We start from the raw sequence: 25,030 nt of genomic DNA on the forward strand, positions 1-25,030 counted from the left end.
GTTTGCGCGGGTCAAATCCGCCGCAGGCGACCGGAATAGTGCACGACCGTGCCGATGCCCGGCAACGCGATCGGCACGTCGAAGCAAAAATCCTCCCCCTCCGCCCATTCCCGCGCTTCACTGCGGGGCGCGAGCCAGAGCGGCATTGGAACGCCGAATATGGACCAGCCCCGCATCGCCATCCTCAGGCCGGACGTATCCGCCGGCAGATCGAAGGAAAACCGCATCGGGCCGAACCGCTCGACCAGGCGCTCGCCGCGCTGGCTCAATTCGCTCGTGAAGGCATGGCCGGCAAAATCCCGCGTCCAGCGTTCGGTGCCGTCGCGTTCCTCGAAGGACACGTGCAGGTCGTGCGCGCCTTCCGGCGGGAAGCGCATGACGGTGCAGACGATACGGGCGGGGAGCGACCGGCCTCGCCGCACCGTTGCTGTGCCACGAGCGCCGGCGTCGCCGACGAGGTCGTGCATGGCACGGACCGGTTTTGGCATCGCCGCATAGGCAGGCCCGATGACACGACGATAGAGCGGCAAATAGGGCAAGCTTTCAACCGCCCGGAAAATCGCAAGCCTATCGAAATGCGGATCGAAGTCCCGCAACGCCACCTCGCTTGCCGCATGGCGCGCACCTGGCGCCAGGTGGTCTGCTGCAAGCGCGTTCGCCAGCACATGAGCGGCGATGGTCGGGATTTCCGGCCCGTCGCCGTTTTCCGCAACCAGCGTCCAGCGGCGCACCACCGGCTCGCCATCCGCTATGCCCTTGACCGCGATCGTCATGGCCGACCGGTCGGTTCCGAAGCGCGCGCTCAGCCTCTGCAGCGGCAGCAGCCATCGGGCAAAGGGTGAAAGCGAACGCACCCAGCCCCATTTCACCAGCCAGCTCAAAAGCCAGAGCGTCAGAAGCTGGAAAGCAAATTCCGGCCCCGCACGAAACGTGGTGGCCGGTTTGCCGGGAACGGTGCCCGGCACGATATCGTGGTCCGGCACATCCGCCAGCGCCACCAGCCGCCGGATCGGCAGACGGCCGGGGACGCGATAGGTCTCATGGTGCAACCGATGCCAACCCGTTTCCTGCCGCCAGCGCCGACCGCGCCAGAGCCGGACAGGTTTGCCGACGTAACTGAGGATCGCCGCTGCGACGGATGCGCCCGCCGTCGCCCGGTTGGACGCGCTGATCGACGTTTCAACCGAGCAGACCTCCGCCATGCCCTGCGCCAATTCCGCAATCACGGCACCGGAGAGCGCCGGCACGCTGGAGCCACCGGAAACGACAGCAACACCTGCCGCCAGCGCCGCCGCATCCAGCCGGCCGATGCCGCAGACGAAATCCCGCGCATCGGCAAGGTCGATATAGTGCACGCCGCAGGCAATGCAGGCTTCGGCGACCTGATAGCCGCTTCCTTGAAACGGTCCGGCCGCATCAATCAGCAGAAAAGGGCGATGTACCTCGAGAACAGGGCGAAGGTCGGCGGTGCGGTCGACGACGAGCGGGCGGGCATTGGGCAACTCCGCCGCAAGGTGTTTAGCCGCAGCACCATTCCGGCCGGCGACCAGCACCGCCCAGCCATCCGCCGCCAGCCGTTTCGAGAGCCGCGCGCCGAAACCACCATATCCGCCAAGCACGATAACGCTGTTCACAGCATCCGATCCGCATCGCCCGACGACGGCACCCAGCAGGCGTCGCGCCGCCCGAAAAGGCGATAGCGGTTGCGCGCAAGCCAGCGGTAAGCGGGGTCGCGCAGGACGCGCGGAATGAAGCGGAGTGCTGCAACGGCTTTCCAGGGCCAGCCAAGCCCGGCATAGATCGCCAGCACCGCGTCGCTGTCCTTGAACAGCCGATCGCCCGCAACGACGATCATCGATTCCGGATTGGCTGGATCGATGCCGAAGCGGCGATAAAGCGCTGCCCCCACCTCCTTCTGCATGGAGGCAAGGCGGAAAGTCCTGTTATGATCGTGTTTGAGAACGAATTGGGCATTGGCCGTGCAGAGAATGCACTCCGCATCGAAGACGATGATCGGGCCTGCCGCGTCATTCCGGTTCATGCGCCCAGCATAGGGCGGCACCCGCTCACCAGCAACCATTAAGCTGCTGGCAGAAGCGTCTTTTCATAGCGCCAGATTTCCAGATCGAACGGCCCCTCGATCGTGTCCAGCCGGTTGATCACGGTGCCGGCAAGCGTCCACCCGCATTTCTCATAGAAGCGCGCGGCCCGGTGGTTGCCGATCGCGCAGGCAAGCCAGGCCGTCGTCACGCCGTCGGCGGCAAGGCGCCGTTCGGCATCCGCGACAAGTGCTGCCGCCACGCCCGCGCCCCGCCCTTCCGGCGCAACGAACAACTGGTCCAGTTCATCGTGCTTGACCGCACAGAAGCCGATTGGCGCGCCGAGATCGCCGACAACACGCACTGTGGGGAGCATATCCTGCAGGCGCTCCGCAAAACTCTGGAGCGTGCGCAGGCGGGCAAGTGCCGCCGGCAGCACTGCCGCATGCGCGTCTTGCCAACCGGCATGCCATAGCTGCGCGAGGGCGCTGATCTCGGAGGCCTCGGCCGGCCGTATGATGGGGGATATGTGCATCCGTTCCTCTATTCGCGACACGACTGCCGAAACTAGCCGCGCCGGGATAGGGCTTGCAAGCCCGGCCGGTTTCGGCGCAATTGTGCCGCACAGAAACCATCGGGGTCAGGACCATGCCGACCATCACCCGCATCGCGAATGACGTGCTTTCGATCGAGATTTCCTCGCTCGGCGCCGAAATGCAGGCCGCGACCACCCAAGATGGCGCGAACTGGCTTTGGAACGGCGATGCCGCCTTCTGGACCGGGCGCTCGCCGGTGCTCTTCCCGATCGTCGGCAAGGCGCCGGACGACACGCTGCTGATCGATGGCAAACCCTATTCCATGGCGCAACACGGCTTTGCCCGGCGACGGGAGTTTTCGCTTACCGCTGCGACGGCGACCCTCTGCCGCTATACGCTGGAGGCAACCGCCGAAACCCGGGCTGCCTATCCGTTCGATTTCCGACTGTCCGTCGAGCACAGCCTCGACGGCCCGACCCTCACCGTTGCAGCCGAAGTCGAGAATCGGGGCGATGTGTCGATGCCTTTCGGTTGCGGCTTCCACCCGGCCTTCCTCTGGCCGCTGCCCGGCGGCAACGGCAAGACGCATGTGGTGACGCTCGATAACGGCGCTGAGCCCAAACGCCAGCCGCTGGAAAACGGCCTTCTGTCCCGGCATCGGGAAGCCTCTCCCTTCGACAAGGGCCGGCTCGTCCTTGCGCAGGGCCAGTTCGACAACGACGCCCTGGTGTTCCCCGACGACGCGGGCGACGGCCTGACCTACGAAGCCGAGGGTGGCCCGGCGCTGACATTCCGCTTCGAGAACCTGCCGAACCTCGCGCTCTGGAGCAAACCCGGGGCGCCCTTTCTCTGCATCGAGCCCTGGCACGGCACGGCGGCGGAATTCGGCGGCGCGCGCGAATTGAAGGATCGCCCCTACGCGACCGTGCTTCCCGCAGGAGAAAGCCGCCGTTTCGCCTTTTCCGTGACATTCCCGGTCTGAAGTTTCACCGCATCGGCCCTTCCCTCTTCCCGTGACCCCGCTAGAGTCTCCGGAAAGGATTCGGAGATTTTTGCCATGACCGACTTGGAACGCTTCATCGATCAGGGAACCGGCCGCGAGCCGGCCGATATCGTGCTGAAGGGCGGGCAGTTCTTCGATCTCGTGACGGGTGAGCTCGTCGCCTCGGACATCGCCATTTCCGGCGACCGCATCGTCGGCACCTGCGGCGACTACAAGGGCCGCACCGAAATCGACATTTCCGGCCGCATCGTCGTTCCCGGCTTCATCGATACCCATCTGCACATCGAATCCTCGCTGGTCACCCCGCATGAATTCGATCGCTGCGTGCTGCCCTATGGCGTGACGACCGTCATCTGCGATCCGCACGAGATCGCCAATGTGCTCGGCACCGAGGGCATCGAGTTCTTCCTCGACAGCGCGCTCGAAACCATCATGGATATCCGCGTGCAGCTATCGAGCTGCGTGCCGGCAACCCATCTGGAGACGTCGGGCGCCGACCTGCCGATCGAACGCCTGTTGCCCTTTCACGACCATCCGAAGGTCATCGGGCTTGCGGAATTCATGAATTTCCCCGGCGTCATCCACAAGGACCCGATCTGTCTTGCCAAGCTGGAGGCCTTCCAGGGCGGCCATATCGATGGCCATGCACCGCTGCTCTCCGGCAACGATCTCAACGGTTATCTTTCCGCCGGCATCCGCACGGAACATGAATGCACGACCGCCGAGGAGGCGCTGGAGAAGATCCGCAAGGGCATGCACATCCTCGTGCGCGAAGGCTCGGTCTCCAAGGACCTGCTGGCGCTGCTGCCGCTCCTGACCGAACGCCTCTCGCCCTTCATCGCGCTGTGCACGGACGACCGCAATCCACTCGACATCGCCGAACAGGGCCATCTCGACTACATGATCCGCACCGCGATCGGCCATGGCCGCGCGCCGCTCGCCGTCTATCGCGCCGCGTCGATTTCCGCCGCCAAGGCCTTCGGGCTGCGCGATCGCGGCCTCGTCGCCCCCGGCTGGCGGGCCGATCTCGTCATCATCGACACGCTGGAAAACTGCAAGGCGGAGATGGTGTTTTCAGGTGGGCGGAAGGTCGATGATGCACTCTTCGCGACACGCAGGCCCGTGGCACCCGTCGGTCTCGACAGCGTCAAGGCGCGGCCGGTCAATGCCGCCCATTTCGCAGTCCCCGTCGCGGACGGTGAAACGTCGGTCATGGGCGTGCTGCCGGGAAAGATCATCACCGAGCACCGCCGCTACCGCCTGCCCGCCAAGGGCAACCAGACCACCGTCGATCTTGCACAGGACATCATCAAGGTCGCCGTCATCGAGCGACACGGCAAGAACGGCAATCATGCCAATGGCTTCGTCCAGGGATTCGGCTTGAAGAAGGGCGCCATCGCCTCGACGGTCGGCCATGACAGTCACAATATCTGCGTCGTCGGCGTCGACGAGGACGACATGGCGCTCGCCGCCAACCGCCTGGGTGAAATCAAGGGCGGCTTCGTCGTGGTGGAGGACGGCAAGGTGACCGGCGAAATCGCGCTGCCCGTCGCCGGCTTGATGAGCCTTGAACCCTACGAGATCGTCCGCGACACGCTGCACCACCTGCGCCACGCTGCTTTTGCATTGGGTGCGACGCTGGAAGAACCCTTCCTGCAACTCGCCTTCCTGCCGCTCCCCGTCATCCCGCATCTGAAGATTTCGGACAGGGGAATGGTGGATGTCGATCGGTTTGCGCTGATCGGGTGAGGTTATTCAGGCCGGAAATCACCCTCGTCGATATCGAGGTATCGGCTGAGAACGCGCACGACGACGAGTTGCGATGAGTCGGATACGTAGAACAAAATGTAGTTCCCGATGATGAAGCTGCGGAGGCCCATCGCCAATTCAGGCCGGGAACGACCAGCTTCCGGATGCGCCGCAAGTTTTCGCGTGACGTCGGAAACGCGATCGAGAAGACGGTCGGCTGCCGCTTCACTATCCTCGGCGATGTAGCGCCAGATCTGGATCAGGTCCTCTTCCGCTCGCGGAAGCCGAACGACCTCAAGCACGCTTGGCTTTCGCCTGCTCCGCACGGGCGCGTGCCTTGATGGCGTCGATATCCAATGGCGCGGCAGGGCCGCTCTCCAGCCCCTCGCGAATGGCCTCCCTCAATGCGGTGAGCTTGGCCTCGCGTTGCTTCTCCCGGTCCTCCAGCAGGCGCAGCCCATCCCGCATCACTTCGCTCGCGCTGGCATATCGGCCAGTCGCCAGCAGATCGCGAACGAAGGTCTCGTAATGACTACCGAGTGTATAACTTGAGGCCATGGGGAACTCCGGAATATCACTTTATGATATCGCGAGAGCGAAATCGCCGCAACCTCACACCCGCACGCACGCCATATCCAACCCATCCAGCTCGATCGTCCCGTCCTTCAGCTTCGCGCCGAAGCCGGGAACCGGCAGGGGCTCGCCGAGCTTCAACGATTTCGCCGGCACGAACTCGGCCTTTTCCCGCGTCAGGTTGAAGACGAAGAGCAGCTTTTCGCCGCCCTTCTCGCGGGTGAAGGCCAGGATATCCTGGTTGGAGTGCAGGAAGGCCATGTCGCCGTCGTGAAGCGCGTCATGCGCCTTGCGGAAAGCGAGCGTCGCTCGGTAGTGATTGAGCACGGAGCCGGAAACCTTTTCCTGCGTGTCCACCGCGTGACGGGCGTGATCCTCCGGCACCGGCAGCCAGGGTTTGGCGGTGCTGAAGCCGGCATGGGCTTCGTTGTGCTGCCAGGGCATCGGCGTGCGGCATCCGTCGCGCCCCTTGAAGGCCGGCCAGAAGCGAATGCCATAGGGATCGCGCAGGTCCTCGAAGGCGAGGTCGGCTTCGGTCAGGCCGAGTTCTTCGCCCTGATAGAGGCAGATCGAGCCGCGCAAGGCTGAAAGCAGGGTAATCGCCAGCTTGGCGACACGCTCGCGCTCGTCGGCTGTCTTGATGAAGCGGCTGACATGGCGGTTGACGTCATGGTTGGAGAACGCCCAGCAGACCCAGCCGTCCGTCACCGCCCTTTGAAAACTCTGCACGCATTTGCGCACGTGATCGGCGGTGAAATCCGGCCCGAGCAGGTCGAACGTGTAACACATGTTCAGCTTGTCGCCGCCGCTCGTATAGTCGGCAACCGTCTTCAGCGAGCGGGCGCCGTCACCCACCTCGCCGACCGTCATGCGCCCCTCATATTCGTCGAGCAGTGCCCGGAAACGTTTGAGGAAACCGACATTCTCCGGTTGCGTCTTGTCGTAGCGGTGCGTCTGCATGCCGTAGGGATTGACGTCCGGCGCATCGAGACCGGTCGCGTCGGGATCGGGCTCATGGGGCGGGTTGTCGCGCAGCTTCTTGTCGTGGAAGTAGAAGTTCACCGTATCGAGGCGGAACCCATCCACCCCGCGGTCGAGCCAGAAGCGCACGGTCTTCAGCAGCGCGTCCTGCACATCCGGATTGTGGAAATTGAGATCCGGCTGCGAGGTCAGGAAGTTGTGCATGTAATATTGCTTGCGCACGCCGTCCCATTCCCAGCCGGGGCCGCCGAAGATCGACAGCCAGTTGTTGGGCGCCGTACCGTCCGGCTTGGGATCGGCCCAGACATACCAGTCCGCCTTGGGGTTCGAACGGCTGGAGCGGCTTTCCACGAACCACGGATGCTGGTCGGATGTGTGCGAAATCACCTGGTCGATGATGATTTTCAGGCCAAGCCGATGGGCCTCCGCCAGCATGGCGTCGAAATCGGCCAGCGTTCCGAACATCGGGTCGACATCGCAGTAGTCCGAAACATCATAGCCCATATCCCCCATCGGCGATTTGAAGAAGGGCGACAGCCAGATCGCATCGACGCCGAGCGACGCGATATGCCCGAGCCGCTTCGTGATGCCGCGAAGATCCCCCATGCCATCGCCGGTCGTATCCTGGAAAGAGCGGGGATAGACCTGATAGATCACCGCGCCGCGCCACCAATCCTCGGCCTTCTTGTGGGACTTCGCCATGCGTTTTCGCTCCGGCTCCTGTTTCGATAGGGCAAGATGTAACGCGCACCCCGGGGAGCGTAAACGGGCGAGCGACGATTTTCCGGACGAGCGGCGCAGCGGTCCACTCGGAGGCAAGATCAACCGGGCGGGACGCCAAACCAATACGGGCGTGTTCCGGCTGAAAGCCCCCGCATTCTCCCGTCATGAGAAAACGGATTGAGATCAGAATGATCTGCCATGAATGGAATTATACGAACGTATAACAATCCCCTTGCCTGACTGCACGTTCCCGATATCCTGCCGATCATCCAAACGCAGCTTCTTTCAGGATGGCAGGCCATGGCCCGAGACCCCCGCTTCGATATTCTCTTCGAACCCGTCAAGATCGGCCCGGTCACGGCGCGCAACCGCTTCTACCAGGTGCCGCACTGTTCCGGCATGGGCTACCGCTATCCGAATGCGGAAGCCCAGTTGCGCGGCATGAAGGCGGAGGGCGGCTGGGCCGTCGTCTCCACCCAGGAAGCCGAAATCCATCCCACATCCGACCTGACGCCGGCCAACGAGGCCCGGCTTTGGGATGATGGCGACCTGCCGGCGCTGGCCGCCGTCACCGAGCGCATCCACGCCCATGGCAGCCTCGCCGCCATCCAGCTCGTGCACAACGGCCTGCATGTCGCCAACCGTTTCAGCCGCATGATCCCGCTTGCCCCCTCCCACGCCATCACCGACAGCCTGGACCCCGTCCAGGCCCGCGCCATGGACAAGGCGGACATCGCCGACATGCGCCGCTGGTATCGCAATGCCGCCGTGCGCGCCAAACGGGCGGGCTTCGACATCGTCTATCTCTATGCCGGCCATGACATGAGCGTGCTGCAGCACTTCCTGTCCCGCCGCCACAACGACCGCGGCGACGAATATGGCGGCTCCTTCGAGAACCGGCTCCGCCTGTTTCGCGAAATCATCGACGATACGCGCGAGGCGATCGGCGATAGCTGCGCGCTCGCCGTGCGCCTGGCCGTCGATGAACTGATGGGCCCGTCCGGCATCACCAGCGAGGGAGAAGGCAAGGACATCATCACAGCCCTTGCCGAGCTTCCCGATCTCTGGGACGTCAACCTGTCCGACTGGTCGAACGACAGCCAGACGGCCCGCTTCGCCGAGGAGGGTTATCAGGAGCCCTATATCCGCTTCGTCAAATCCGTCACCAGCAAGCCGGTGGTCGGCGTCGGACGCTATACGTCGCCGGACAGCATGGTGCGGGTGGTCAGGCAGGGCATTCTCGATTTCATCGGCGCCGCGCGCCCGTCGATCGCCGATCCCTACCTGCCGAAGAAGATCGAGGACGGCCGCATCGACGACATCCGCGAATGCATCGGCTGCAACATCTGCACCTCCGGCGACAACACCAACGTGCCGATGCGCTGCACACAGAACCCGACGATCGGCGAGGAATGGCGCAAGGGGTGGCACCCGGAGATCATCGCAAGGGCCGTATCCCCCGAGCCAGCCCTCGTCATCGGCGGCGGCCCGGCCGGTCTGGAGGCGGCACGGGGACTCGCCGAGCGCGGCGTCGATGTGGTTCTGGCGGAAGGCGGCAACGAATGGGGCGGCCGCGTTGCGCGCGAATGTCGCCTGCCGGGGCTTGCGACCTGGGGCCGTGTGCGCGACTGGCGAATCGGCCAGCTCAGCACCCGCGTCAACGCCGAACTCTACCTGCAAAGCCCGCTTTCCGCCGATGACGTGCTGCAATATGCCATTCCCCATGTGGCGATCGCCACCGGTGCCCGCTGGCGCACCGATGGCGTCGGCCGCACCCACCGCACGCCGCTGGAGTTTCTGGCGGAGGGCAACGTCGTCTCCCCCGACGCCCTTCTTTCAGAAGGGGCCAAGGCAGTACCCGCCGACGGCCCTGTCGTCGTCTTCGACGACGACTGTTTCTACATGGGCAGCGTGCTTGCCGAATTGCTCGCGAAGGCTGGTCGCGCGGTGATCTTCGTGACCCCCGAATCCCAGGTATCCCCCTGGAGCAAGAACACGCTGGAGCAGGGCCGCGTGCAGCGCCGCCTCATCGATCTCGACGTCGAGATCATCACTGCAAATGCGCTGGGCGGCCGTACGAAGGAGCGGCTGGACCTATCCTGCATCTACAGCGGCAAGACCTGGTCGGTCGACTGCACCACGCTGGTGCCCGTCACCGCCCGCCTGCCGGACGAGACGCTCTGGCTGGCGCTCAAGGCGCGGGAAGACGAATGGGCCGATGCGGGCATCAAGACCGTGACCCGGCTCGGCGATTGCCTCGCACCGGGCCTGATCGCCGCCGCCGTCTATTCCGGCCACCAATATGCCCGCACCTATCAGGAGCAAGCCGACGTTGATCAGGTTCCGTTCCGGCGCGAGGACATCGCCCGGCTGATTGGACAGTGTCCGGCGTAAACCGCGGCCGACGAACCAGCTCTGATTCGTCCGTCTTTACGCGCGTTGCGGCAACTTCCCGCCCGGCATCACGTCGGCGGGGATCGGGCAGACATAGGGCTTTCCCTCTGTCTTCTCGCGCCATTCGGCTTTCGCCGCGGCAAGCAGATCCGGTGTGGTCAGCAGCGAAAGCCCGGTCGCGGCCAATGCCTTGGCGGCGTGCGCCATCGCCTTGTGCGCGGCGGGGCTCCTGCCCTGCGCCACCACCTGCCAGGTATGCGGATTGGTGCCGATCGCCCAGGCGGGCGTCCAGCATTGCGCCGTCGGCGTCACCCAACTGACATCCCCCACATCGGTCGAGCCGGCGCGGAAATGGGATTCGCCCTCGAAGGCGCGCAGGCCGAGATGCAGCGGCGTCGAGCCATCGATCCAGGCGTTGGAGAAGACGTCGTCCTTGATCCGGTAGAGCCGGATGCTGCTGCTGATCGCCTCATCCGTAAAAGTCTGCTGGATCGACTGGGCAAAGGCAATGTCCCGCTCGTCGAAGGCGATCGGGCCGAGCGCCACCAGATTGTTATGCAGCGCCGTTTCCAGCGCGAGATTGGGCAGGAGGTTCGTCGAGGCGGTATCGAAGACGATCTCCACCTCCGTTTCGGTCATCATCGCCGCCCCGCGCGCCACCTTGTCCACCCGTGCGGCCAGCGCCAGCGCCTGCGCCATTTCCGGCGCGCGGATCAGATACAGCACCTCTGCTTTCGCCTGCACGACATTCGCCGCCTTGCCGCCCGCATCGGTGATGGCATAGTGCACGCGGCAGTCCTGCGGCATGTGCTCGCGCAGGAAATTGACGCCGACATTCATCAGTTCCACCGCATCGAGCGCCGAGCGGCCAAGATGGGCGGCATTGGCCGCATGGGCGGCGATGCCCTTGAACCGATAGAAATATTCGAGCACGGCGAGATTGTTGGTTGAGCGCACGCCGTTGAAGGGCGCCGGATGCCAGGTCAGCGCGGTATCGACATCGTCGAACAGGCCGGCCCGCACCATGAACGTTTTGCCGGAACCGCCCTCCTCGCCCGGGCAACCGTAGTAGCGCACCGTGCCGGGCAGGTTGTGTGTCTTCAAATGACGGGCAAGCGCGATGGCCGCCATCAGCGAACCGACGCCGAGCAGATTGTGGCCGCAGCCATGGCCGGTCGCGCCATCGGCCGCCGGCTTCGCCTCGGCAATGCCGGCCAGCTGGCTCATCCCGGCCAGCGCATCGAATTCGCCGAGGAACGCGATGATCGGCGCACCGCTGCCGGCCTCACCGATGAACGCCGTCTCCATGCCGGCGACGCCACGGCGCACGGCAAAGCCGTTGTCCTCCAGCGCCTTCGCCAGAAGCGCCGAGGATTGCTGCTCCTCGAATTTCAGCTCGGCGAAATCCCAGATGCTGTCGCTGATCGTCGTAAAGTCAGGCGCCATCGCCTCGATTGCTGCGGAAAGTGCCGCCACGGCATCCCGATCCATAATCCGTCCTCGCTTCTATCCACCCGCAGACAACAGCGGGCCAGGCGCCCGGCGGATAGGCCGCCGGGCCGCAATGATGATGATCAAACTGGTCCGCGCCGGGTCCGTCTGCGGCGCGGAAACCGGCCTATTCCTCGACAGAGACTTCCCAGAGACGGGCGTTCGACTGCCAGACCGGCTGGCCCTTCAGCGCCTTGGTCGCGCCCCAGACGTCGACCATGTCGTAGAGGAAGATGCCGGGCATCTCCTTCAGCATCAGCGCGTGGAATTCGTCGAAGATCGTCTGGCGCTTGGCCGGGTCCGCCTCGACATAGGCCGCCTTCATCAGCTCGATCGCCTTCGGGTCATCCCACATCAGCGAAGCGTTCTCGTCCTTGTTGCCGACATAGAAGGCGTACATCAGCGCCGGGTCGAGACGCGGCGATACCGACTGGGAGATGACCTGGTAGTTGCCCGAGCGGCGGCGATCGACCTGGGTCGCGTAGTCGAGCACCTCGATCTGCACGTTGAGGCCCGCCTGCTGCATCATCGCCTGCGCCATGACGGCGGCCGGGAAACTCGGCACATTGCCGCGCTTGTTGGCGATGATCGAGATCGGCTCGCCATTATAGCCGGCATCCGCTAGCTCCTTCTTGGCGGCCTCGATATCGTAGGGCAGCCGCTTCTTCTGCGTTTCGCTGAAGTAGACGGAATCCTGCGAGACCATCGAGCCGTTCGCCTCGCCCGTGCCATTGGAGGCCGCAGCGACGAGCTGGTCGAGGTCGAGCGCCATCGCCATGGCGCGGCGCACGCCGGGCTTGCTCAGCACCTTGTCGCGCGTCTGGATGTAGAAGAGGTTCTTGCCGTTGTTGCGCGCAACAATGAGCTGGGTCTTCTCGCTTTCCTTGAATTCCGGAATGAGGTCCGGCGAGATTTCCGCCGTGTCGAGCACGCCGGATTGCAGGCCCGCCTTGATGGTGGAGGCGTCGGGAATGATCATGAACTTGACGCCATCGACGAGCGGACGCTTGGAGCCGACCATGCCGTCCGGCTGGCCATTGTTCTCTGGCGAAACGTAATCGGCAAACTTGTTGAGGTGGATATATTCCCCCTTCTTCCATTCGCCCCACTGGAACGGGCCGGTGCCGATCGGCTTGTCAAAACTGCCGTCCGCAGCAACGGAGTCCGGCGAAATGATGCCGGTAAACCCGCATTCGGGCCGTGACATCAGGCCGAGGAAGACGGCGGACGGTTTCGCGAGCTTGATCTCGACCGTCGCCGGATCGACCGCCGTGACACCGGTCACAGCCGCGGCACCACCTTCGGCGAAATCCTTGAGGCAGGTCCATTTGGTGTCGGGCTTCAGGTATCGCGTCCAGTTCCACACCACGTCATCGGCCGTCAGCGGCTTGCCGTTGTGAAATTTCACGTCAGTGCGCAGCTTGAACGTATAGGTCAGGCCATCAGCCGAGGTCTCGAAGCTCTTGGCAAGCAGCGGCTTCACCTCGCCGCCATTGTTGTAACCGACGAGGCCCTCGACGATGTGCAGGATCACGCTGTCCGTGTTGCCATCGCGGTTGACGCCGGGATTGCTGCTGCGCAGGTCCGAGCTCAGCGCAACGGTAACGTCGCGCGCCGTGGCGATCTGCGTTGCCGCAAGCAGCGCCACGCCCGAAAGAAGAAGCTTTTTCATTGTTCCACCCTTTGTTCTGTCGTTGGTTGTCATGTGTTGAATCCGTCCCAGCAGGCGCGTGAGAGCCTGCCTATGGTCTCGAGCGCCATCGTGTATCCCGGCGTGCCGTCGGGCATGGCCTGCGGCACCGCGTCGGTGAAGGCGGCGATGATGTAGAAGGGCGCGCCGTCGCGGTAGACGATGCCGGCATTCATGCGACCGCGTTTGCCCGTGCCGCCCTTGTGCGCCACCACCGTGCCGAACGGCAGGCGCGAGGGGATGGCGTAGCGCAGGATCTGGTTCTTCAGCGTCTGCAGGGCATAGGCGCAGAGTTCCGGTGAGCTACCGAGCCGCGCCACGGCCTCGGCAGAGGTCTGCGCGTCAAGAATCGTCTGGAGAAGAAACAACTGGTCTCGCGCCGTCGTCGTGGTGACGGAGGTCAGCGCATGGTCCGGCGACAGCGCCAGCGGCGGGATGAGGAAACGATGGTGCGTGCCCTCCATGCCGATCGCCTTGCAATAGGCATCGACCTCCTCCAGCGTCAGGCGCTCGAACACCATCTTGGTGCAGACATTGTCACTCAGCACCATCATGCCGGTAATGGCATCGCGCAGCGAGATGACGATGCCGGGCGTCAGGTAGCGGAACATGCCGCTCGCCACTTCCTCGGCAAAACGCGCCTCGTAGGTAATCTCCTCTTCGAGGTCGAGCCGGCCCTCGTGCACCGCCTTCAGCGCGGCCATCATGATGGAGGTCTTGCGCGTGCTGGCCGACGGCGTTTCCGCGCCGGCGCCGCGTTCGATCGTCTCGCCGGTCCGGAGATTGCGGATCGCGAAACGTGTCACGAAAGGCTGCGCGTCGCAGATCCCGGCAAGCTGCCCGGCGACGGAAGAGGCGTTCGAAGACAGGGTCACATCAATTCTCCAGGCGCCATTTCAGGGTCACGCCGCCGCGCTCGTTCTGGTCGAGCGCGGGAATGGCCGAGAGAAGCCGGCGCGTATAGGCCTCCTTCGGACTGTCGAAAATCGTGTCGCGGTCGCCCTGTTCGATGATCCGGCCGTCCTGCATGACGACGACGCGGTCGGCGACCTGCTCGACCACGCCGAGGTCGTGGCTGATGAAGAGGCAGGAGAAGCCGTAACGGCGCTGCAGATCGGAGAAGAGATCGAGCACCTGCGCCCGGACCGTCACGTCGAGCGCGGAGACCGGCTCGTCGGCGATCAGGAAACGCGGGCGGCGGGCGATGGCACGAGCGATCGCCACGCGCTGGCGCTGGCCGCCGGACAATTCGTGCGGATAGCGTTCGGCATAGTCGGCGCCAAGGCCCACCTCCTCCAGCGTCTCCAGCGCGCGCTTGCGCTTGGCCGCCGCGTCGAGATCCGGCACGAGCCGCAGCGCCTCCTCGACCAGCGCCAGGATGGTCATACGCGGATCGAGCGAGGAATAGGGATCCTGGAACACCATCTGGCAGTTCAGGCGGTAATCGGTCCAGTCGGCATCACGCGCCCGCCCCTGGAAACGGATTTCGCCGCCGCTTTCCTTGACGAGGCCGGCAATGGTGCGGCCGAGCGTCGTCTTGCCCGAGCCGGAACCGCCGACGAGCGCGACCACTTCGCCCTCGTGAATATCGATGCTGACGCCATGCAGCGCCCGTTTCGCCTTACCCTTGCGGAGCAGCGACTTTCGGCCCGCATAGTCGACGACGATGTCGCGGGCCGACACCATCGGCGCCTTCGCCATGTCGATCGCCCGCACCTCGCCACGGAAGGGCAGCGAGGAGAGCAGCTTCTTGGTATAGGCATGCTGCGGCGCTTCCAGCAGGTCCTCCGTGCGGCCCTGCTCGACGATCGCGCCCTGCTCCATCACCACGATGCGGCTGGTATAACGCGCCACCATGGGAAGGTCGTGGCTGATCAGCAGCACGGCGGTGCCCTCGGCCCGCGTCAGTTCCACCATCAGTTCCATCACGTCGCGCTGGATGACGGCGTCGAGTGCCGTGGTCGGCTCGTCGGCGATCAGCAGCGCCGGCTTCAGCAGCATGACGGAGGCCAGCATGATGCGCTGGCGCATGCCGCCGGAGAACTCGTGCGGATAGGCGGTCAACGCGCCTTCCGGATCGCGGATGCCAACGCGCTTCAGCATGTCGAGGATGCGCGCGCGGCGCTCTTCCGGAGACGCTTTCGTGTGGAGGATGAGGCCCTCCTCCAGCTGTCGCCCGATGGTCATCGACGGGTTGAGCGAGGTCATCGGCTCCTGGAAGACGACACCGATCTCCGCACCGCGCAGGCTGCGCAGCTCGCGGTTCTTCATTGCCAGCACGTCCCGGCCCTTGTAGAGCACCGAGCCGCCCGTCACCTTGATGGCCGGCGGCAAGAGCGAGATCAGGGCACGCGTCGCCAGCGTCTTGCCGGAACCGCTCTCACCGACGATCCCGAAGATCTCGCCCGGCGCGATGTCGAAGGAGACGGCCTTGACGACCTTCCGGTGGTTATGGGCAACCGCCAGGGAGAGGTCGCGAACGGTCAGCAGCGTATCCGTCATTTCAGACCTCTCATGCGCGGGTCGAGCCTGTCGCGAAGGGCGTCGCCCAGAAGATTGATGCCGAGCAGCGTCAGCGCGATGCAGAGGCCGGGAAACAGGCCGAGCCAGACGGCCTGCTCGATGAAGGGGCGGCCGGCGGCCAGCATGTTGCCCCAGGTCGGCGCCGGCGGCGGCACACCAAGGCCGAGGAAGGACAGCGCGCTTTCCGAGAGGATCGCCCAGCCGAACATGGAGGTGGCGAGCACGGTGATCGGCGCCAGGCAGTTCGGCAGGATATGGCGGGCCATGGTGTAGAGTTCGCCATTGCCCATCACCCGCGAAGCCTCGATGAACTCCCGCTCGCGCAGCGACAGCACGGCGCCGCGCACCACGCGTGCCATGGAGGGTGTATAGGCGATGCCGAGCGCAAAGATGATGCCGTACTGGTTGGCGCCGAACACCGCGAGCAGGCCGAGCGCGAGCAGGATGCCCGGAAAGGCGAGCAGCGCATTGTTGACCGCCATGATGACGCCATCCACCCAGCCGCGCGCACAGCCGCTGACAAGGCCGATCAGCGTGCCGCAGACGGTGGCAAAGCCGACGGTCAGCAGGCCGATCCACACGCTGGCACGGGCGCCGACCATCAGGCGGCTCAGTACGTCGCGGCCGAACTCGTCGGTCCCGAGCAGGTGGCTCGCATCGGGCGCGGCAAGGCGCGCGGTGAAGGAAAGCTGCATCGGATCGAACGGTGTCCAGACGAGGCCGAGGGCGGCGGTGGCGAGCAGCAGGGCGATAAGGATGCCGCCGATGAGCGCGTTGAGAGAGACCTTTTTCATTCGGCAACAACCCGCGGATCGAAGAGGGGATAGAGAAGGTCGATGACGAGGTTGACCAGCACGTAGGAGAGCGAAACGAACAGCAGGCAGCCCTGGATGACCGGGTAGTCGCGGGCAAAGATGCTATCGACCATCAGCCGGCCGAGGCCCGGAATGGTGAACACCGTCTCGATGACCGCGATGCCGCCGAGCAGGTTGCCGAGGATGAGGCCGATCATCGTCCAGGTCGGGCCGAAGGCGTTCTTGAAGGCGTGGCGCCACAGAACGGCGCTTTCGGAAAGCCCCTTGGCGCGGGCATGGGTGATGTAGTCGAGGCGCAGCACTTCCAGCGTCGAGGCGCGCGCCATGCGGATCAGCACGCCCGCCTCGTGAATGACCAGCGTCATGATCGGCAGCACAAGATAGAGCAGGCCGCCGGCAAAATTCTCGCGGATCGACACGTAACCCAGCACCGGCAGCCAGCCGAGCTTCAATCCGAAGAACAGCAGCAGGAGCAGGCCAAGCCAGAAGGTGGGGATCGACAGCAGAACCGTCGCCGTTCCGACCAGAGCCAGGTCCGTCAGACTGTTCTGGCGCCAGGCGGCGATCACGCCGGCCGGTACGGCGATCAGGCTGGCGAGAAGCACGGCGACGAAGACAATCTCGGCGCTCACCATGAAGCGCGACACGACCAGCGGCAGCACAGCCTCGTCATTGACGATCGACTGGCCGAAATCGCCTTGCAGCACATTGCCGGCCCAGATCAGGAACTGCTGCGGCATCGGTTTGTCGAGGCCAAGCTCGGTGCGCATGGCGGCGATCTGGGCAGGCTCGGCCATGTCGCCAAGCATCAGCGCGGCGGGATCGCCTGGAATGAAGCGGATCAGCGCAAAAACCGTGATCGACACGAGCGCGATTGTCGGAAGCGCCATCACCAGGCGGCTCAGGATGAATCTCAGCATTGTTTCCCCACGATTGACGGTCGTCTTTCCCGGCGACCATCATCGGTTTCGTTAGGAATGACTATGAGTGATTGAACAAAAACGCGCAATATTATGCGTTTTTGTCATATATCTATGCAGACTCAGCCCCTGCCAGCCCCGACACCGGAGCACGAAAAACGGCGCTCAATATTTTGATTTCATTCGCTGTTCTGCGAAAGCAGAATCTGTTTCTTAAGAGCATCGCTCAGTGCTTGAGCAGCGATGGACAATGGCACACCATCGGCGCGGGCGAGGCCGAATTCCTGTGTGCTACGCGGCACGAACGGCCGGTGCACGACAGGAAGGTGGCGATAGAGATTCGCATAGAAACTGCTGATGATCGTGACGCCCAGCCCGTGCGCCACGTAGGAACAGGCGGAGCTGTTGGTGTGGGTCTCGATCTTGACCAGCTGTTTGACCCCTGCCCGCTTGAAGGCCTGGTCGAGCGCCATGCGGTTCGGCCTCTGCCGGCCGATGAGGATGAGCGGCACGTTACGCAAATGTTTTGGGGTGATTTCTTCCAGCTCGGCGAGCGGGTGTCCCTTCGGAATGACACAGACGCTCTGGCCGCTCGCCACCTTGTCGACCACGATACCTGGCCCGACCTCCCCTTCCATGCGCAGGAAACCGAGATCGATGGTCCGCTCCTCGACGAGCTTGTTGATCGCCGTCGTCGTTTCAAAGAAAGTCTCGATACGCACGCCGGGAAAGGCGGCAATGTAGTCGAGCAGCATGGCCGGCGCGAAATTCTCCCACATGCTGCTTGGCAGGCCGATCCGCACGGTTTCCGGCCCAGAGGCACCGTTGCGCAGATCCTCCGCATGGCCGGACATGCGGTCGACGGCGAGCAGGACATTCTCGGCGTCCCGCGCCAGGATCGTCGCCTCCGGCGTCGGGATCAGCCGCCCCTTGTCGCGGGCAAACAGCGTCAGCGCCAGATCGGATTCGAGCTGCGCCAACAGCCGGCTCACACCCGACTGGCTGAGCCCCATGGCCTTGGCCGTCGCAATGGTCGAGCCCGTGGCGAGAAGCGTGCGCAACACTTCGAGCTGCTTGATGTTCATGAGACCGGCACCTTTGGCGCGTGAGAGTTGATCGCGATCAGTTGGACGCCCTGATGATCGCGGGCTTGCTGGTTACGGATGGAGCAATGGACCGCCGCGCGTCAAGGTTCGCCTCGCATCGGCGCGCTCAAACAGGACGCGTCGGGTCAGGGCGCAGAAAGCGCCGGCACAGCCTTGCCCCGCCAACTCTTTGATCGTATTTCCTCTTTCCGGCGGAGTGAACCGGAGGATTTCAGGACATGGCAGGACGGCTGCTTTCGATCGGCGAGTGCATGGTGGAACTGATGCAGGCCGAAGGCGGCCTGCTGCGCAAGGGTTTTGCCGGCGACACCTTCAACACCGCCTATTACGCCCGCCAATACCTGCCGGCGGACTGGAGCGTCGACTATTTTTCCGCCGTCGGAACCGACATGATCTCCGACGAAATGCTCGCCTTCATGGAAGGGCATGGCATCGGCACTGGCCACGTTGCCCGTATCGAGGGTCGCTCGCCCGGCCTCTACATGATCCACCTGAAGGATGGTGAGCGCAGTTTCTCCTACTGGCGTTCCGTCTCCGCGGCAAAGCTTCTGGCCCGTGACGGCGACCGGCTGCGCGCGGCGATCGAAGCTTCCGGCATCATCGTCTTCTCCGGCATCACGCTGGCGATCGTGCAGCCGGAGGATGTCGATACGTTGCTTGCGGAATTGCGCCGCGCCAAAGCCGCCGGCAAGCACGTCGTCTTCGATCCGAACATCCGCCCGCGCCTCTGGGACGATGCCGAACGCATGCGCGCAACCATCACCGACGGCGCGCGCGCCGCAACCCTGGTCATGCCGAGCCTCGACGACGAGACGACCCATTTCGGCGACGCCTCGCTGGAGGAAACGATCGCCCGCTACCGGGCGCTCGGCGTCGAAAATCTCGTCGTGAAGGATGGTGAGAAGGGCGCAACGCTCATCTTCGGCGACGAACGCAGCCATGTGCCGTCTGCCGAAGTCAGGACGATCGTCGACACGACGAGTGCCGGCGACAGCTTCAACGGTGCCTTCCTCGCCCGCCTCGCAACGGGTGCAAACCCGCAGGACGCGGCGCGCTTGGCTGCGGACGCCGCCGCCGCCGTCATCCAGCATCACGGCGCGCTGGTCGCCAGGGACAAGCTGCCGAAGGGCTGAGGCTCAGCGCCGCTTCTTCGCCTTCGAGGCGAACGGATTGTCCGCCGCCTTGAAGTGGATGCGGATCGGCACGCCCGGCAGGTTGAAGTCGTTGCGCAGGCCGTTCGTCAGGTAGCGGATATAGGATTCCGGCAGCGCATCGGGGCGCGTGCACGAGATCATGAAACCCGGCGGACGGGCCTTCACCTGCGTCATGTATTTCAGCTTCAGGCGGCGGCCGGAAACGGCCGGTGGCGGATGCTGCGTCTGCTGTGCGTCCAGCCAGCGGTTGAGCTTGGCGGTCGAGATGCGGCGGTTCCAGGTGCGATCCGTCTCAATGACGGACTGCATCAGCTTGTCGAGGCCGCGGCCGGTCTGGCCCGAAACCGGCACCGCGCGGATGCCGCGCGCCTGCGGCAGAAGCCGCTCGGTCTTCTCGCGCAGCTCCGCCAGCACGGCCTGCGGGTCCTCGATCAGGTCCCACTTGTTGAAGGCGAGCACGGCGGCGCGGCCCTCGCGCAGCACGAGGTCGACGATCTGCAGGTCCTGCTTCTCGAAGGGAATGGTCGCGTCGAAAACGATGACCACAGTCTCGGCAAAGCGGATGGCGCGTAGGCCGTCGGCGACGGAGAGCTTTTCCAGCTTCTCCTGCACTTTCGCCTTGCGCCGCATGCCGGCCGTATCGAACATCTTGATCGTCCGGCCCTTCCAGTCCCATTCGACGGAAATGGAATCGCGCGTGATGCCGGCTTCCGGGCCGGTCAGCAGTCGGTCCTCGCCGAGGAAACGGTTGATCAGCGTCGATTTTCCGGCGTTCGGGCGGCCGACGATGGCGACGCGCAGCGGCTTCGTCTCGTCATATTCCGGCTCGTAGTCGTCGTCCTTCTCCACGCCTTCGGCAGCCGCCTCATCGCGCAGGTCGACATCGGTGACGGCCTCGTCTTCTTCCGGATAGGCGCGTTCCTCACCGATCGCCGCGACGATCGCGTCGCGCAGATCCAGCATGCCCTGGCCGTGTTCGGCGGAGATCGCCGTCGGTTCGCCAAGGCCGAGCGTGAAGCTGTCATAGAACCCGCCATCGGAGCCACGCGCTTCCGACTTGTTGGCGACGAGCACCACCGGCTTGCCCTTGCGGCGCAGCATGTCGGCCAGCGCCTGGTCGACCGGCGTCAGGCCCATCTTGGCATCGACGACGAAGAGCGACAGGTCCGCCTCGTCGATTGCCGCTTCCGTCTGGGCGCGCATGCGGCCCTGCAACGTCTCGGGTGCCGCCTCTTCGAGACCGGCAGTATCGATGATGCGGAATTTCAGGTCGATCAAGCGGGCATCGCCCGGCCGGCGGTCGCGCGTGACGCCGGGCGTATCGTCAACGAGCGCGAGCTTCTTGCCCACAAGCCTGTTGAACAGGGTGGACTTGCCGACATTGGGGCGTCCGACAATGGCGACGGTGAAGCTCATGATGTGTTCCGTTTCTAAGAGCGGTCAGAAAACCGATCAGGAGGACAGCTTGCCGCTTGCGGCAATCAGGTCAAGCAGCATCTGCGCGCGGTTGGCAACGTTGCGCGGGCTTTCGCTGTCGCTGATGATGGCGTCGAACCATTCCTTGGCACGCGCATAGTCGTCGTGCTTGTAGGCGGCAAGCCCGAGAACCTCGCGGGCAGAATGGCGCAGCGCGTTCTGCGGCGTCGCAAGCTGCTCGGCTTCCGCCGAGACCTGCTCGTAGGTGCCGGTATCGACAAGCAGGTAGGCGGCGCGCAGGCGGGCTGCATCACGCACCGCTTCCGGTACCGAAGTATCCTTGGAGATCGCGGTGAAAGCATTGACGGCACCCTGCGCGTCCGTCTCGGCAAGAAGCGAAGCGGACCGCATGCGGGCGAGCACCGGATAGGAGCCGAAACCGTCCTTCTCAAGTGCGGTCAGCGCTGCAAGCGCCTCGTCCTTCTTGCCTTCCCGGGCGAGGGTGAGGGCTGCGAGGAACTGGTCGCCGGCGGCAGAGGCCTCGCTGTCGCGCCAGTATTCGTAGCTCACCTTGCCGATCGTGCCGAGGACGACCAGCACGGCAATGCCGATCAGGATGCGACCGAAACGCTTCCAGACCAGACGCATCTGGTCGGAGCGGAGTTCATCGTTGACCTCGCGGATAAAGCTGTCGTCCTGATTTACCATTCCCTGCCCGGCTCTTGCTGACGATTGGAGTTTGCGCCTTCTACTCCATTTTGGCTGCAAAGTAAGGGGGCAGCCGCGAAAAGCCGGGGATCAGGAGCGGATCAGGCCCGGATCAAGGCAGCGGCGCCACGCCGATCAACCACTCGTGAAGCCAGAAGACGATGGCGACATAGAGCGCGAGGCCGACAACGACCGAGATCAGGTCATACTTCGCCGAGACGAAAACCGGCAGTTTGGTCTCGCCGGCGGCGATGCGCTTCTTCAGCGTGATGCGCAGGATGACCGCCCAGGCAAGGATCGTCACGAAGAGCAGCACCGAATAGCTCTCGCCGTTCGCCAGAAGATGCGCCAGCGCCCAGATCTTGATCGCGACCAGGATGGGAAACTTCATCTTCGTGCGGATATGACCGGCCGGCAGGAAGCCGGCGACGAGACAGATCGAGGCGATCAGCATTAGCGTCAGCGCGATATGCGCCATGAAGGTCGGTGGAGAATAGAGCATCGAACCGCCATTTTCGCGCGCATCGACAAAGCCGTAGGCGATGAGGGCGAGGCTGACGAGCGACAGCACGCCATGCAGCGCCATCCAGCCGGGCTTGCCAAGTGCTGCGATGCCCGCATTGCGAAGGCCGGGCGCGAAGGGCCGCAGCAGATGGGTGACGATGAAGAGAACGAGACCGGCGATGAGCAACGTCATGAAAAAGCCCCTTGAAGAAATGGCGGCCGCTGGCCGTTTCCCTTTGGAATAGCCTTCACCGGGCGACAATTCCAGCCCGATCAAAGGATTGCCGCATTCGGAACCGATGACAGACCCTTTGCAAATTGTCGCGGGTGCCCATCTTGTCTCAACGATCGTCTCGAATTCTCCTCCTCTCTCTCGCCGCCGCCCTCGGCGCGAGCCCGGCATTCGCCAAGGATGACGCGATCGAGACACCAAAACGCAAGCAGCTCGTCATCGTCTCCTTCGACGGTGCGCACGACAACCTGCTCTGGGAAAAGAGCCGCGCCATGGCCAAGCGCACCGGCGCGCATTTCACCTATTTCCTCTCCTGTACCTTCCTCTTTCCGCGAGAGGAGCGCGCCACCTACCAGGCGCCGCACGAAAAACGCGGCCGCTCCAATGTCGGCTTTTCGCCGGACAAGGAGGACACGATCCTGCGGCTTGGCGAAATCTGGCTGGCGAAGCTGGAAGGCCACGATATCGGCAGCCATGCCTGCGGCCATTTCGACGGCGGCAAATGGAGCGCGGACGACTGGAAAGCCGAATTCACCTTCTTCCACGAGGCCTTGAAGAACGCCTGGCAGAATGCCGGTGTGGGCGAGCGCGAGCCCGCCGACTGGCAGCGCTTCGTCAAGGAGGATATCAGGGGTTTTCGAGCGCCCTACCTCTCCGCCGGAAACGGCCTGATGAAAGCGCTGGAAGACAACGGTTTCACCTACGACGCCAGCCTCGTCTCCAAGGGTCCGGCCATGCCGGTGGCAAGCGGCAAGCTCGCCCGCTTTGCCCTGCCCCTCATCCCGGAAGGCACGTCGAAACGCCCGGTCATCGCCATGGACTACAATCTTTATGTCCGCCATTCCAAGGGCAAGGAGAAGCCGGAAAACAGCACGGCCTTCGAGGAAAGCACACTGAAAGCCTACCGCGATGCCTTCGCCAGACAATATGACGGCGAACGCATCCCCCTCCAACTCGGCTTCCACTTCGTCGAAATGAACGCCGGCGCCTACTGGCGCGCGCTTGACCGGTTCCTCACGGAGACCTGCGGACAAAAGGATGTCGCCTGCGTGAGCTATGCCCAGGCGATGGACATTCTCGCAAAAGAAAAGAGGGCGACTGGCGCCGCCCTCTGATGTCTCATTTGGCAATCGGCTGATCAGGCCGGCCGGCCCTCTTCTTCCATCTGCGTTTCCAGATAACGCTGGTCGATCTCCGGCAGCGGCTTGTCGTCGATTGCCGCCTCGAATGCCTTCAGACGTTTATGGATCGACAGCAACTCGATAATGGTCGACCAGTAGCTGACGAGATACTGGAAGGAATTGCTGACCTCGCCGAAGGCGGTGGCGATCTGCTGCCAGACACCCATGGTGATGCGGCCCGCTGCAACGGTGGGAATGAGAATGAAGGTCAGCAAGGTCGCATCGAGCTGGTTGTAGGTGAAACGCGCGACGTTGAAATAGCAGTAGTGCCAGTACATGCGGAAATAGTTCCGACGCACATTCGCAAACAGTTCGCGCACGGTGATGGGGTCGGCACGATCTGCATCGTCCTCACCATAGACGAGTTCTTTTCGGTAAGCCGCTTCCACACGCTGGTTGCGGAACTGGAGCCCCGGAAGCTTGATACCGGCGAATGCCAGCAAAGCGGTACCAAACAGCGACCAGCCGATCGCCAGCCAGAACAAGGAGTGCGGCACCGCGCCGAGGATCGGCACATCGCCGACATAGTCCGACATCTGGAAAAGCAGCGGCAGGAAGACAACGAGCGTCATGATCGAGTTGATGAAGGCAACGCCAAGACCCTCGAGAATGTTGGCGAAACGCATCGTATCTTCCTGCACACGCTGCGAGGCACCCTCGATGTGACGCAGTTTCGGCCAAAGCGACATATAGTAGTCGTTCATGGCTGTTCGCCAGCGGAAGACATAGTGGTTGGTGAAGAAGGCGGTAATCACGTTGACCACAACGAATACGATACCGATTTGCAGGAAGTACAACTGCAATCCCCAAAGCGCTTCAGCCGTGACGCTCTTGTCACCTGACAGACCCTTCTGGAACATGTCGAAGAACGGGCCGCGCCAATTGTTGAGCGCCACCTGCAGCTGCACGGCGAAATAAGCAATGAAAACAATGAACGCCGAACCCCAGATGGACCAGCTGGTCCAAGGATGGTCACGCGCGATAACTTTCCATGCGAAGCCGAAAGTCAGCACAAAAATCAGGAAGTAAAGATAGAACCAAAGATTGTCGGGAGAGGTGAAGTAGGCAAGCCCGAGCGGGGCTTTTTCCCCCGGCGCAAGCGGCGGCAACCCGATCGCGGCACCCATTTGAGGTCCGACCGTGTACCAGACGGCGATACAGATCGCTGCCCATACGGCGGCTGAGGTGAAGAACAGCTTCGGCTGTGGAAAGAAGGAATGGAACAAGGTGCGAAACTCTCGTTTGCATGGGGCAGCTAAGCTGCCGGTTCGCGCTGAAACTAAAGGAGTTTG

General features: G+C 63.7%; 22 protein-coding genes. 5 read left to right on the forward strand and 17 right to left on the reverse strand.

Translation table 11 applies throughout. From position 1 onward, the window contains the following. Nucleotides 1–11 precede the first annotated feature (11 nt). Genes GR138_RS03850 through GR138_RS03860 form a run of 3 tightly spaced genes read right to left on the reverse strand, consistent with a single transcriptional unit; the run spans nt 12 to nt 2,574 of the window. A complete protein-coding gene (locus tag GR138_RS03850; RefSeq protein WP_338091033.1) occupies nt 12–1,634 on the reverse strand; it encodes a saccharopine dehydrogenase family protein in 1,623 nt (540 codons plus the stop codon). Next, nucleotides 1,631–2,041: a thiol-disulfide oxidoreductase DCC family protein gene (locus tag GR138_RS03855; RefSeq protein ID WP_160857267.1), complete on the reverse strand. Its 411-nt coding sequence runs from the start codon at nt 2,039–2,041 to the stop codon at nt 1,631–1,633. Before GR138_RS03855 ends, GR138_RS03850 begins: the two co-directional genes overlap by 4 nt. A gap of 38 nt (nt 2,042–2,079) precedes the next feature. Continuing rightward, the gene (locus GR138_RS03860; protein ID WP_160857268.1) at nt 2,080–2,574 is read right to left on the reverse strand and encodes a GNAT family N-acetyltransferase; all 495 of its coding nucleotides are present in this window, start codon (nt 2,572–2,574) and stop codon (nt 2,080–2,082) included. A 113-nt stretch (nt 2,575–2,687) separates the two neighbouring features. On the opposite strand from GR138_RS03860, the gene GR138_RS03865 reads away from it, so the two are divergent. Both GR138_RS03865 and ade read left to right on the forward strand, forming a co-directional pair. Then, nucleotides 2,688–3,557: an aldose 1-epimerase family protein gene (locus tag GR138_RS03865; protein WP_160857269.1), complete on the forward strand. Its 870-nt coding sequence runs from the start codon at nt 2,688–2,690 to the stop codon at nt 3,555–3,557. A 75-nt stretch (nt 3,558–3,632) separates the two neighbouring features. Further along, nucleotides 3,633–5,327 carry an adenine deaminase gene (ade, locus tag GR138_RS03870; RefSeq protein ID WP_160857270.1) on the forward strand — a complete coding sequence of 565 codons (1,695 nt, stop codon included), beginning with the start codon at nt 3,633–3,635 and terminating at the stop codon, nt 5,325–5,327. A 2-nt stretch (nt 5,328–5,329) separates the two neighbouring features. On the opposite strand, the gene GR138_RS03875 is transcribed toward ade, so the two are convergent. Genes GR138_RS03875 through bglA form a run of 3 tightly spaced genes read right to left on the reverse strand, consistent with a single transcriptional unit; the run spans nt 5,330 to nt 7,583 of the window. Then, complete coding sequence (locus GR138_RS03875) at nt 5,330–5,629, reverse strand: type II toxin-antitoxin system RelE/ParE family toxin (RefSeq protein ID WP_160857271.1); 300 nt, start codon at nt 5,627–5,629, stop codon at nt 5,330–5,332. Then, nucleotides 5,622–5,885, reverse strand: coding sequence for a type II toxin-antitoxin system ParD family antitoxin (locus tag GR138_RS03880; RefSeq protein ID WP_160857272.1), 264 nt, complete (start codon nt 5,883–5,885; stop codon nt 5,622–5,624). The genes GR138_RS03875 and GR138_RS03880 overlap by 8 nt, the downstream gene beginning before the upstream one ends. Before the next feature lie 54 nt (nt 5,886–5,939). Further along, nucleotides 5,940–7,583 carry a beta-galactosidase BglA gene (gene bglA, locus GR138_RS03885; RefSeq protein WP_160857273.1) on the reverse strand — a complete coding sequence of 548 codons (1,644 nt, stop codon included), beginning with the start codon at nt 7,581–7,583 and terminating at the stop codon, nt 5,940–5,942. Nucleotides 7,584–7,904: 321 nt separating this feature from the next. On the opposite strand from bglA, the gene GR138_RS03890 reads away from it, so the two are divergent. Continuing rightward, the gene (locus GR138_RS03890) at nt 7,905–9,998 is read left to right on the forward strand and encodes an oxidoreductase (RefSeq protein WP_160857274.1); all 2,094 of its coding nucleotides are present in this window, start codon (nt 7,905–7,907) and stop codon (nt 9,996–9,998) included. A gap of 36 nt (nt 9,999–10,034) precedes the next feature. On the opposite strand, the gene GR138_RS03895 is transcribed toward GR138_RS03890, so the two are convergent. The 7 genes from GR138_RS03895 to GR138_RS03925 all read right to left on the reverse strand — a co-directional run bounded on the left by GR138_RS03895 (nt 10,035) and on the right by GR138_RS03925 (nt 18,522). Further along, nucleotides 10,035–11,489 carry a M20 family metallopeptidase gene (locus GR138_RS03895; RefSeq protein WP_160857275.1) on the reverse strand — a complete coding sequence of 485 codons (1,455 nt, stop codon included), beginning with the start codon at nt 11,487–11,489 and terminating at the stop codon, nt 10,035–10,037. Between the two features lie 127 nt (nt 11,490–11,616). Next, complete coding sequence (locus GR138_RS03900; protein WP_202402483.1) at nt 11,617–13,161, reverse strand: ABC transporter substrate-binding protein; 1,545 nt, start codon at nt 13,159–13,161, stop codon at nt 11,617–11,619. Nucleotides 13,162–13,190: 29 nt separating this feature from the next. Then, complete coding sequence (locus GR138_RS03905; protein ID WP_160857277.1) at nt 13,191–14,054, reverse strand: serine hydrolase; 864 nt, start codon at nt 14,052–14,054, stop codon at nt 13,191–13,193. A 1-nt stretch (nt 14,055) separates the two neighbouring features. Next, nucleotides 14,056–15,681, reverse strand: a complete 1,626-nt coding sequence (locus GR138_RS03910) for an ABC transporter ATP-binding protein (protein WP_160857278.1) — start codon at nt 15,679–15,681, stop codon at nt 14,056–14,058. Next, the gene (locus tag GR138_RS03915) at nt 15,678–16,496 is read right to left on the reverse strand and encodes an ABC transporter permease (RefSeq protein WP_160857279.1); all 819 of its coding nucleotides are present in this window, start codon (nt 16,494–16,496) and stop codon (nt 15,678–15,680) included. Before GR138_RS03915 ends, GR138_RS03910 begins: the two co-directional genes overlap by 4 nt. Next, nucleotides 16,493–17,437: an ABC transporter permease gene (locus tag GR138_RS03920; RefSeq protein ID WP_160857280.1), complete on the reverse strand. Its 945-nt coding sequence runs from the start codon at nt 17,435–17,437 to the stop codon at nt 16,493–16,495. The genes GR138_RS03915 and GR138_RS03920 overlap by 4 nt, the downstream gene beginning before the upstream one ends. A 179-nt stretch (nt 17,438–17,616) precedes the next feature. Further along, the gene (locus GR138_RS03925; RefSeq protein WP_160857281.1) at nt 17,617–18,522 is read right to left on the reverse strand and encodes a LysR family transcriptional regulator; all 906 of its coding nucleotides are present in this window, start codon (nt 18,520–18,522) and stop codon (nt 17,617–17,619) included. Nucleotides 18,523–18,761: 239 nt separating this feature from the next. On the opposite strand from GR138_RS03925, the gene GR138_RS03930 reads away from it, so the two are divergent. Continuing rightward, nucleotides 18,762–19,676, forward strand: coding sequence for a sugar kinase (locus GR138_RS03930; RefSeq protein ID WP_160857282.1), 915 nt, complete (start codon nt 18,762–18,764; stop codon nt 19,674–19,676). A 3-nt stretch (nt 19,677–19,679) separates the two neighbouring features. Here GR138_RS03930 and der read toward each other — a convergent pair whose 3' ends face one another. From der to GR138_RS03945, 3 genes are all read right to left on the reverse strand, one after another. Beyond that, nucleotides 19,680–21,113: a ribosome biogenesis GTPase Der gene (gene der, locus GR138_RS03935; protein ID WP_160857283.1), complete on the reverse strand. Its 1,434-nt coding sequence runs from the start codon at nt 21,111–21,113 to the stop codon at nt 19,680–19,682. Nucleotides 21,114–21,149: 36 nt separating this feature from the next. Next, a complete protein-coding gene (locus tag GR138_RS03940) occupies nt 21,150–21,821 on the reverse strand; it encodes a tetratricopeptide repeat protein (protein ID WP_160857284.1) in 672 nt (223 codons plus the stop codon). A 112-nt stretch (nt 21,822–21,933) separates the two neighbouring features. Then, complete coding sequence (locus GR138_RS03945) at nt 21,934–22,518, reverse strand: NnrU family protein (RefSeq protein ID WP_160857285.1); 585 nt, start codon at nt 22,516–22,518, stop codon at nt 21,934–21,936. Nucleotides 22,519–22,682: 164 nt separating this feature from the next. Between GR138_RS03945 and GR138_RS03950 the strand changes: the two genes are divergently transcribed. Next, nucleotides 22,683–23,672, forward strand: a complete 990-nt coding sequence (locus tag GR138_RS03950) for a polysaccharide deacetylase family protein (protein WP_160857429.1) — start codon at nt 22,683–22,685, stop codon at nt 23,670–23,672. A 23-nt stretch (nt 23,673–23,695) separates the two neighbouring features. Here the strand turns inward: GR138_RS03950 and sbmA are convergent, their stop codons facing one another. Continuing rightward, nucleotides 23,696–24,964 (reverse strand): peptide antibiotic transporter SbmA, encoded by a 1,269-nt coding sequence (gene sbmA / locus GR138_RS03955; protein ID WP_160857286.1) that lies wholly within the window; start codon nt 24,962–24,964, stop codon nt 23,696–23,698. Between the last annotated feature and the right edge of the window lie 66 nt (nt 24,965–25,030).

It is taken from the genome of Shinella kummerowiae, assembly GCF_009827055.1.
GTDB classification, from domain to species: Bacteria; Pseudomonadota; Alphaproteobacteria; order Rhizobiales; family Rhizobiaceae; genus Shinella; species Shinella kummerowiae.

Excerpts from the sequence above, each read along its gene's own strand:
- GR138_RS03855 (WP_160857267.1), bottom strand. The coding sequence starts at position 2,041 with ATGAACCGGAATGACGCGGCAGGCCCGATCATCGTCTTCGATGCGGAG.
- GR138_RS03860 (WP_160857268.1), bottom strand. The coding sequence starts at position 2,574 with ATGCACATATCCCCCATCATACGGCCGGCCGAGGCCTCCGAGATCAGC.
- GR138_RS03865 (WP_160857269.1), top strand. The coding sequence starts at position 2,688 with ATGCCGACCATCACCCGCATCGCGAATGACGTGCTTTCGATCGAGATT.
- ade (WP_160857270.1), top strand. The coding sequence starts at position 3,633 with ATGACCGACTTGGAACGCTTCATCGATCAGGGAACCGGCCGCGAGCCG.
- GR138_RS03880 (WP_160857272.1), bottom strand. The coding sequence starts at position 5,885 with ATGGCCTCAAGTTATACACTCGGTAGTCATTACGAGACCTTCGTTCGC.
- bglA (WP_160857273.1), bottom strand. The coding sequence starts at position 7,583 with ATGGCGAAGTCCCACAAGAAGGCCGAGGATTGGTGGCGCGGCGCGGTG.
- GR138_RS03890 (WP_160857274.1), top strand. The coding sequence starts at position 7,905 with ATGGCCCGAGACCCCCGCTTCGATATTCTCTTCGAACCCGTCAAGATC.
- GR138_RS03895 (WP_160857275.1), bottom strand. The coding sequence starts at position 11,489 with ATGGATCGGGATGCCGTGGCGGCACTTTCCGCAGCAATCGAGGCGATG.
- GR138_RS03900 (WP_202402483.1), bottom strand. The coding sequence starts at position 13,161 with ATGAAAAAGCTTCTTCTTTCGGGCGTGGCGCTGCTTGCGGCAACGCAG.
- GR138_RS03910 (WP_160857278.1), bottom strand. The coding sequence starts at position 15,681 with ATGACGGATACGCTGCTGACCGTTCGCGACCTCTCCCTGGCGGTTGCC.
- GR138_RS03915 (WP_160857279.1), bottom strand. The coding sequence starts at position 16,496 with ATGAAAAAGGTCTCTCTCAACGCGCTCATCGGCGGCATCCTTATCGCC.
- GR138_RS03920 (WP_160857280.1), bottom strand. The coding sequence starts at position 17,437 with ATGCTGAGATTCATCCTGAGCCGCCTGGTGATGGCGCTTCCGACAATC.
- GR138_RS03925 (WP_160857281.1), bottom strand. The coding sequence starts at position 18,522 with ATGAACATCAAGCAGCTCGAAGTGTTGCGCACGCTTCTCGCCACGGGC.
- GR138_RS03930 (WP_160857282.1), top strand. The coding sequence starts at position 18,762 with ATGGCAGGACGGCTGCTTTCGATCGGCGAGTGCATGGTGGAACTGATG.
- der (WP_160857283.1), bottom strand. The coding sequence starts at position 21,113 with ATGAGCTTCACCGTCGCCATTGTCGGACGCCCCAATGTCGGCAAGTCC.
- GR138_RS03940 (WP_160857284.1), bottom strand. The coding sequence starts at position 21,821 with ATGGTAAATCAGGACGACAGCTTTATCCGCGAGGTCAACGATGAACTC.
- GR138_RS03945 (WP_160857285.1), bottom strand. The coding sequence starts at position 22,518 with ATGACGTTGCTCATCGCCGGTCTCGTTCTCTTCATCGTCACCCATCTG.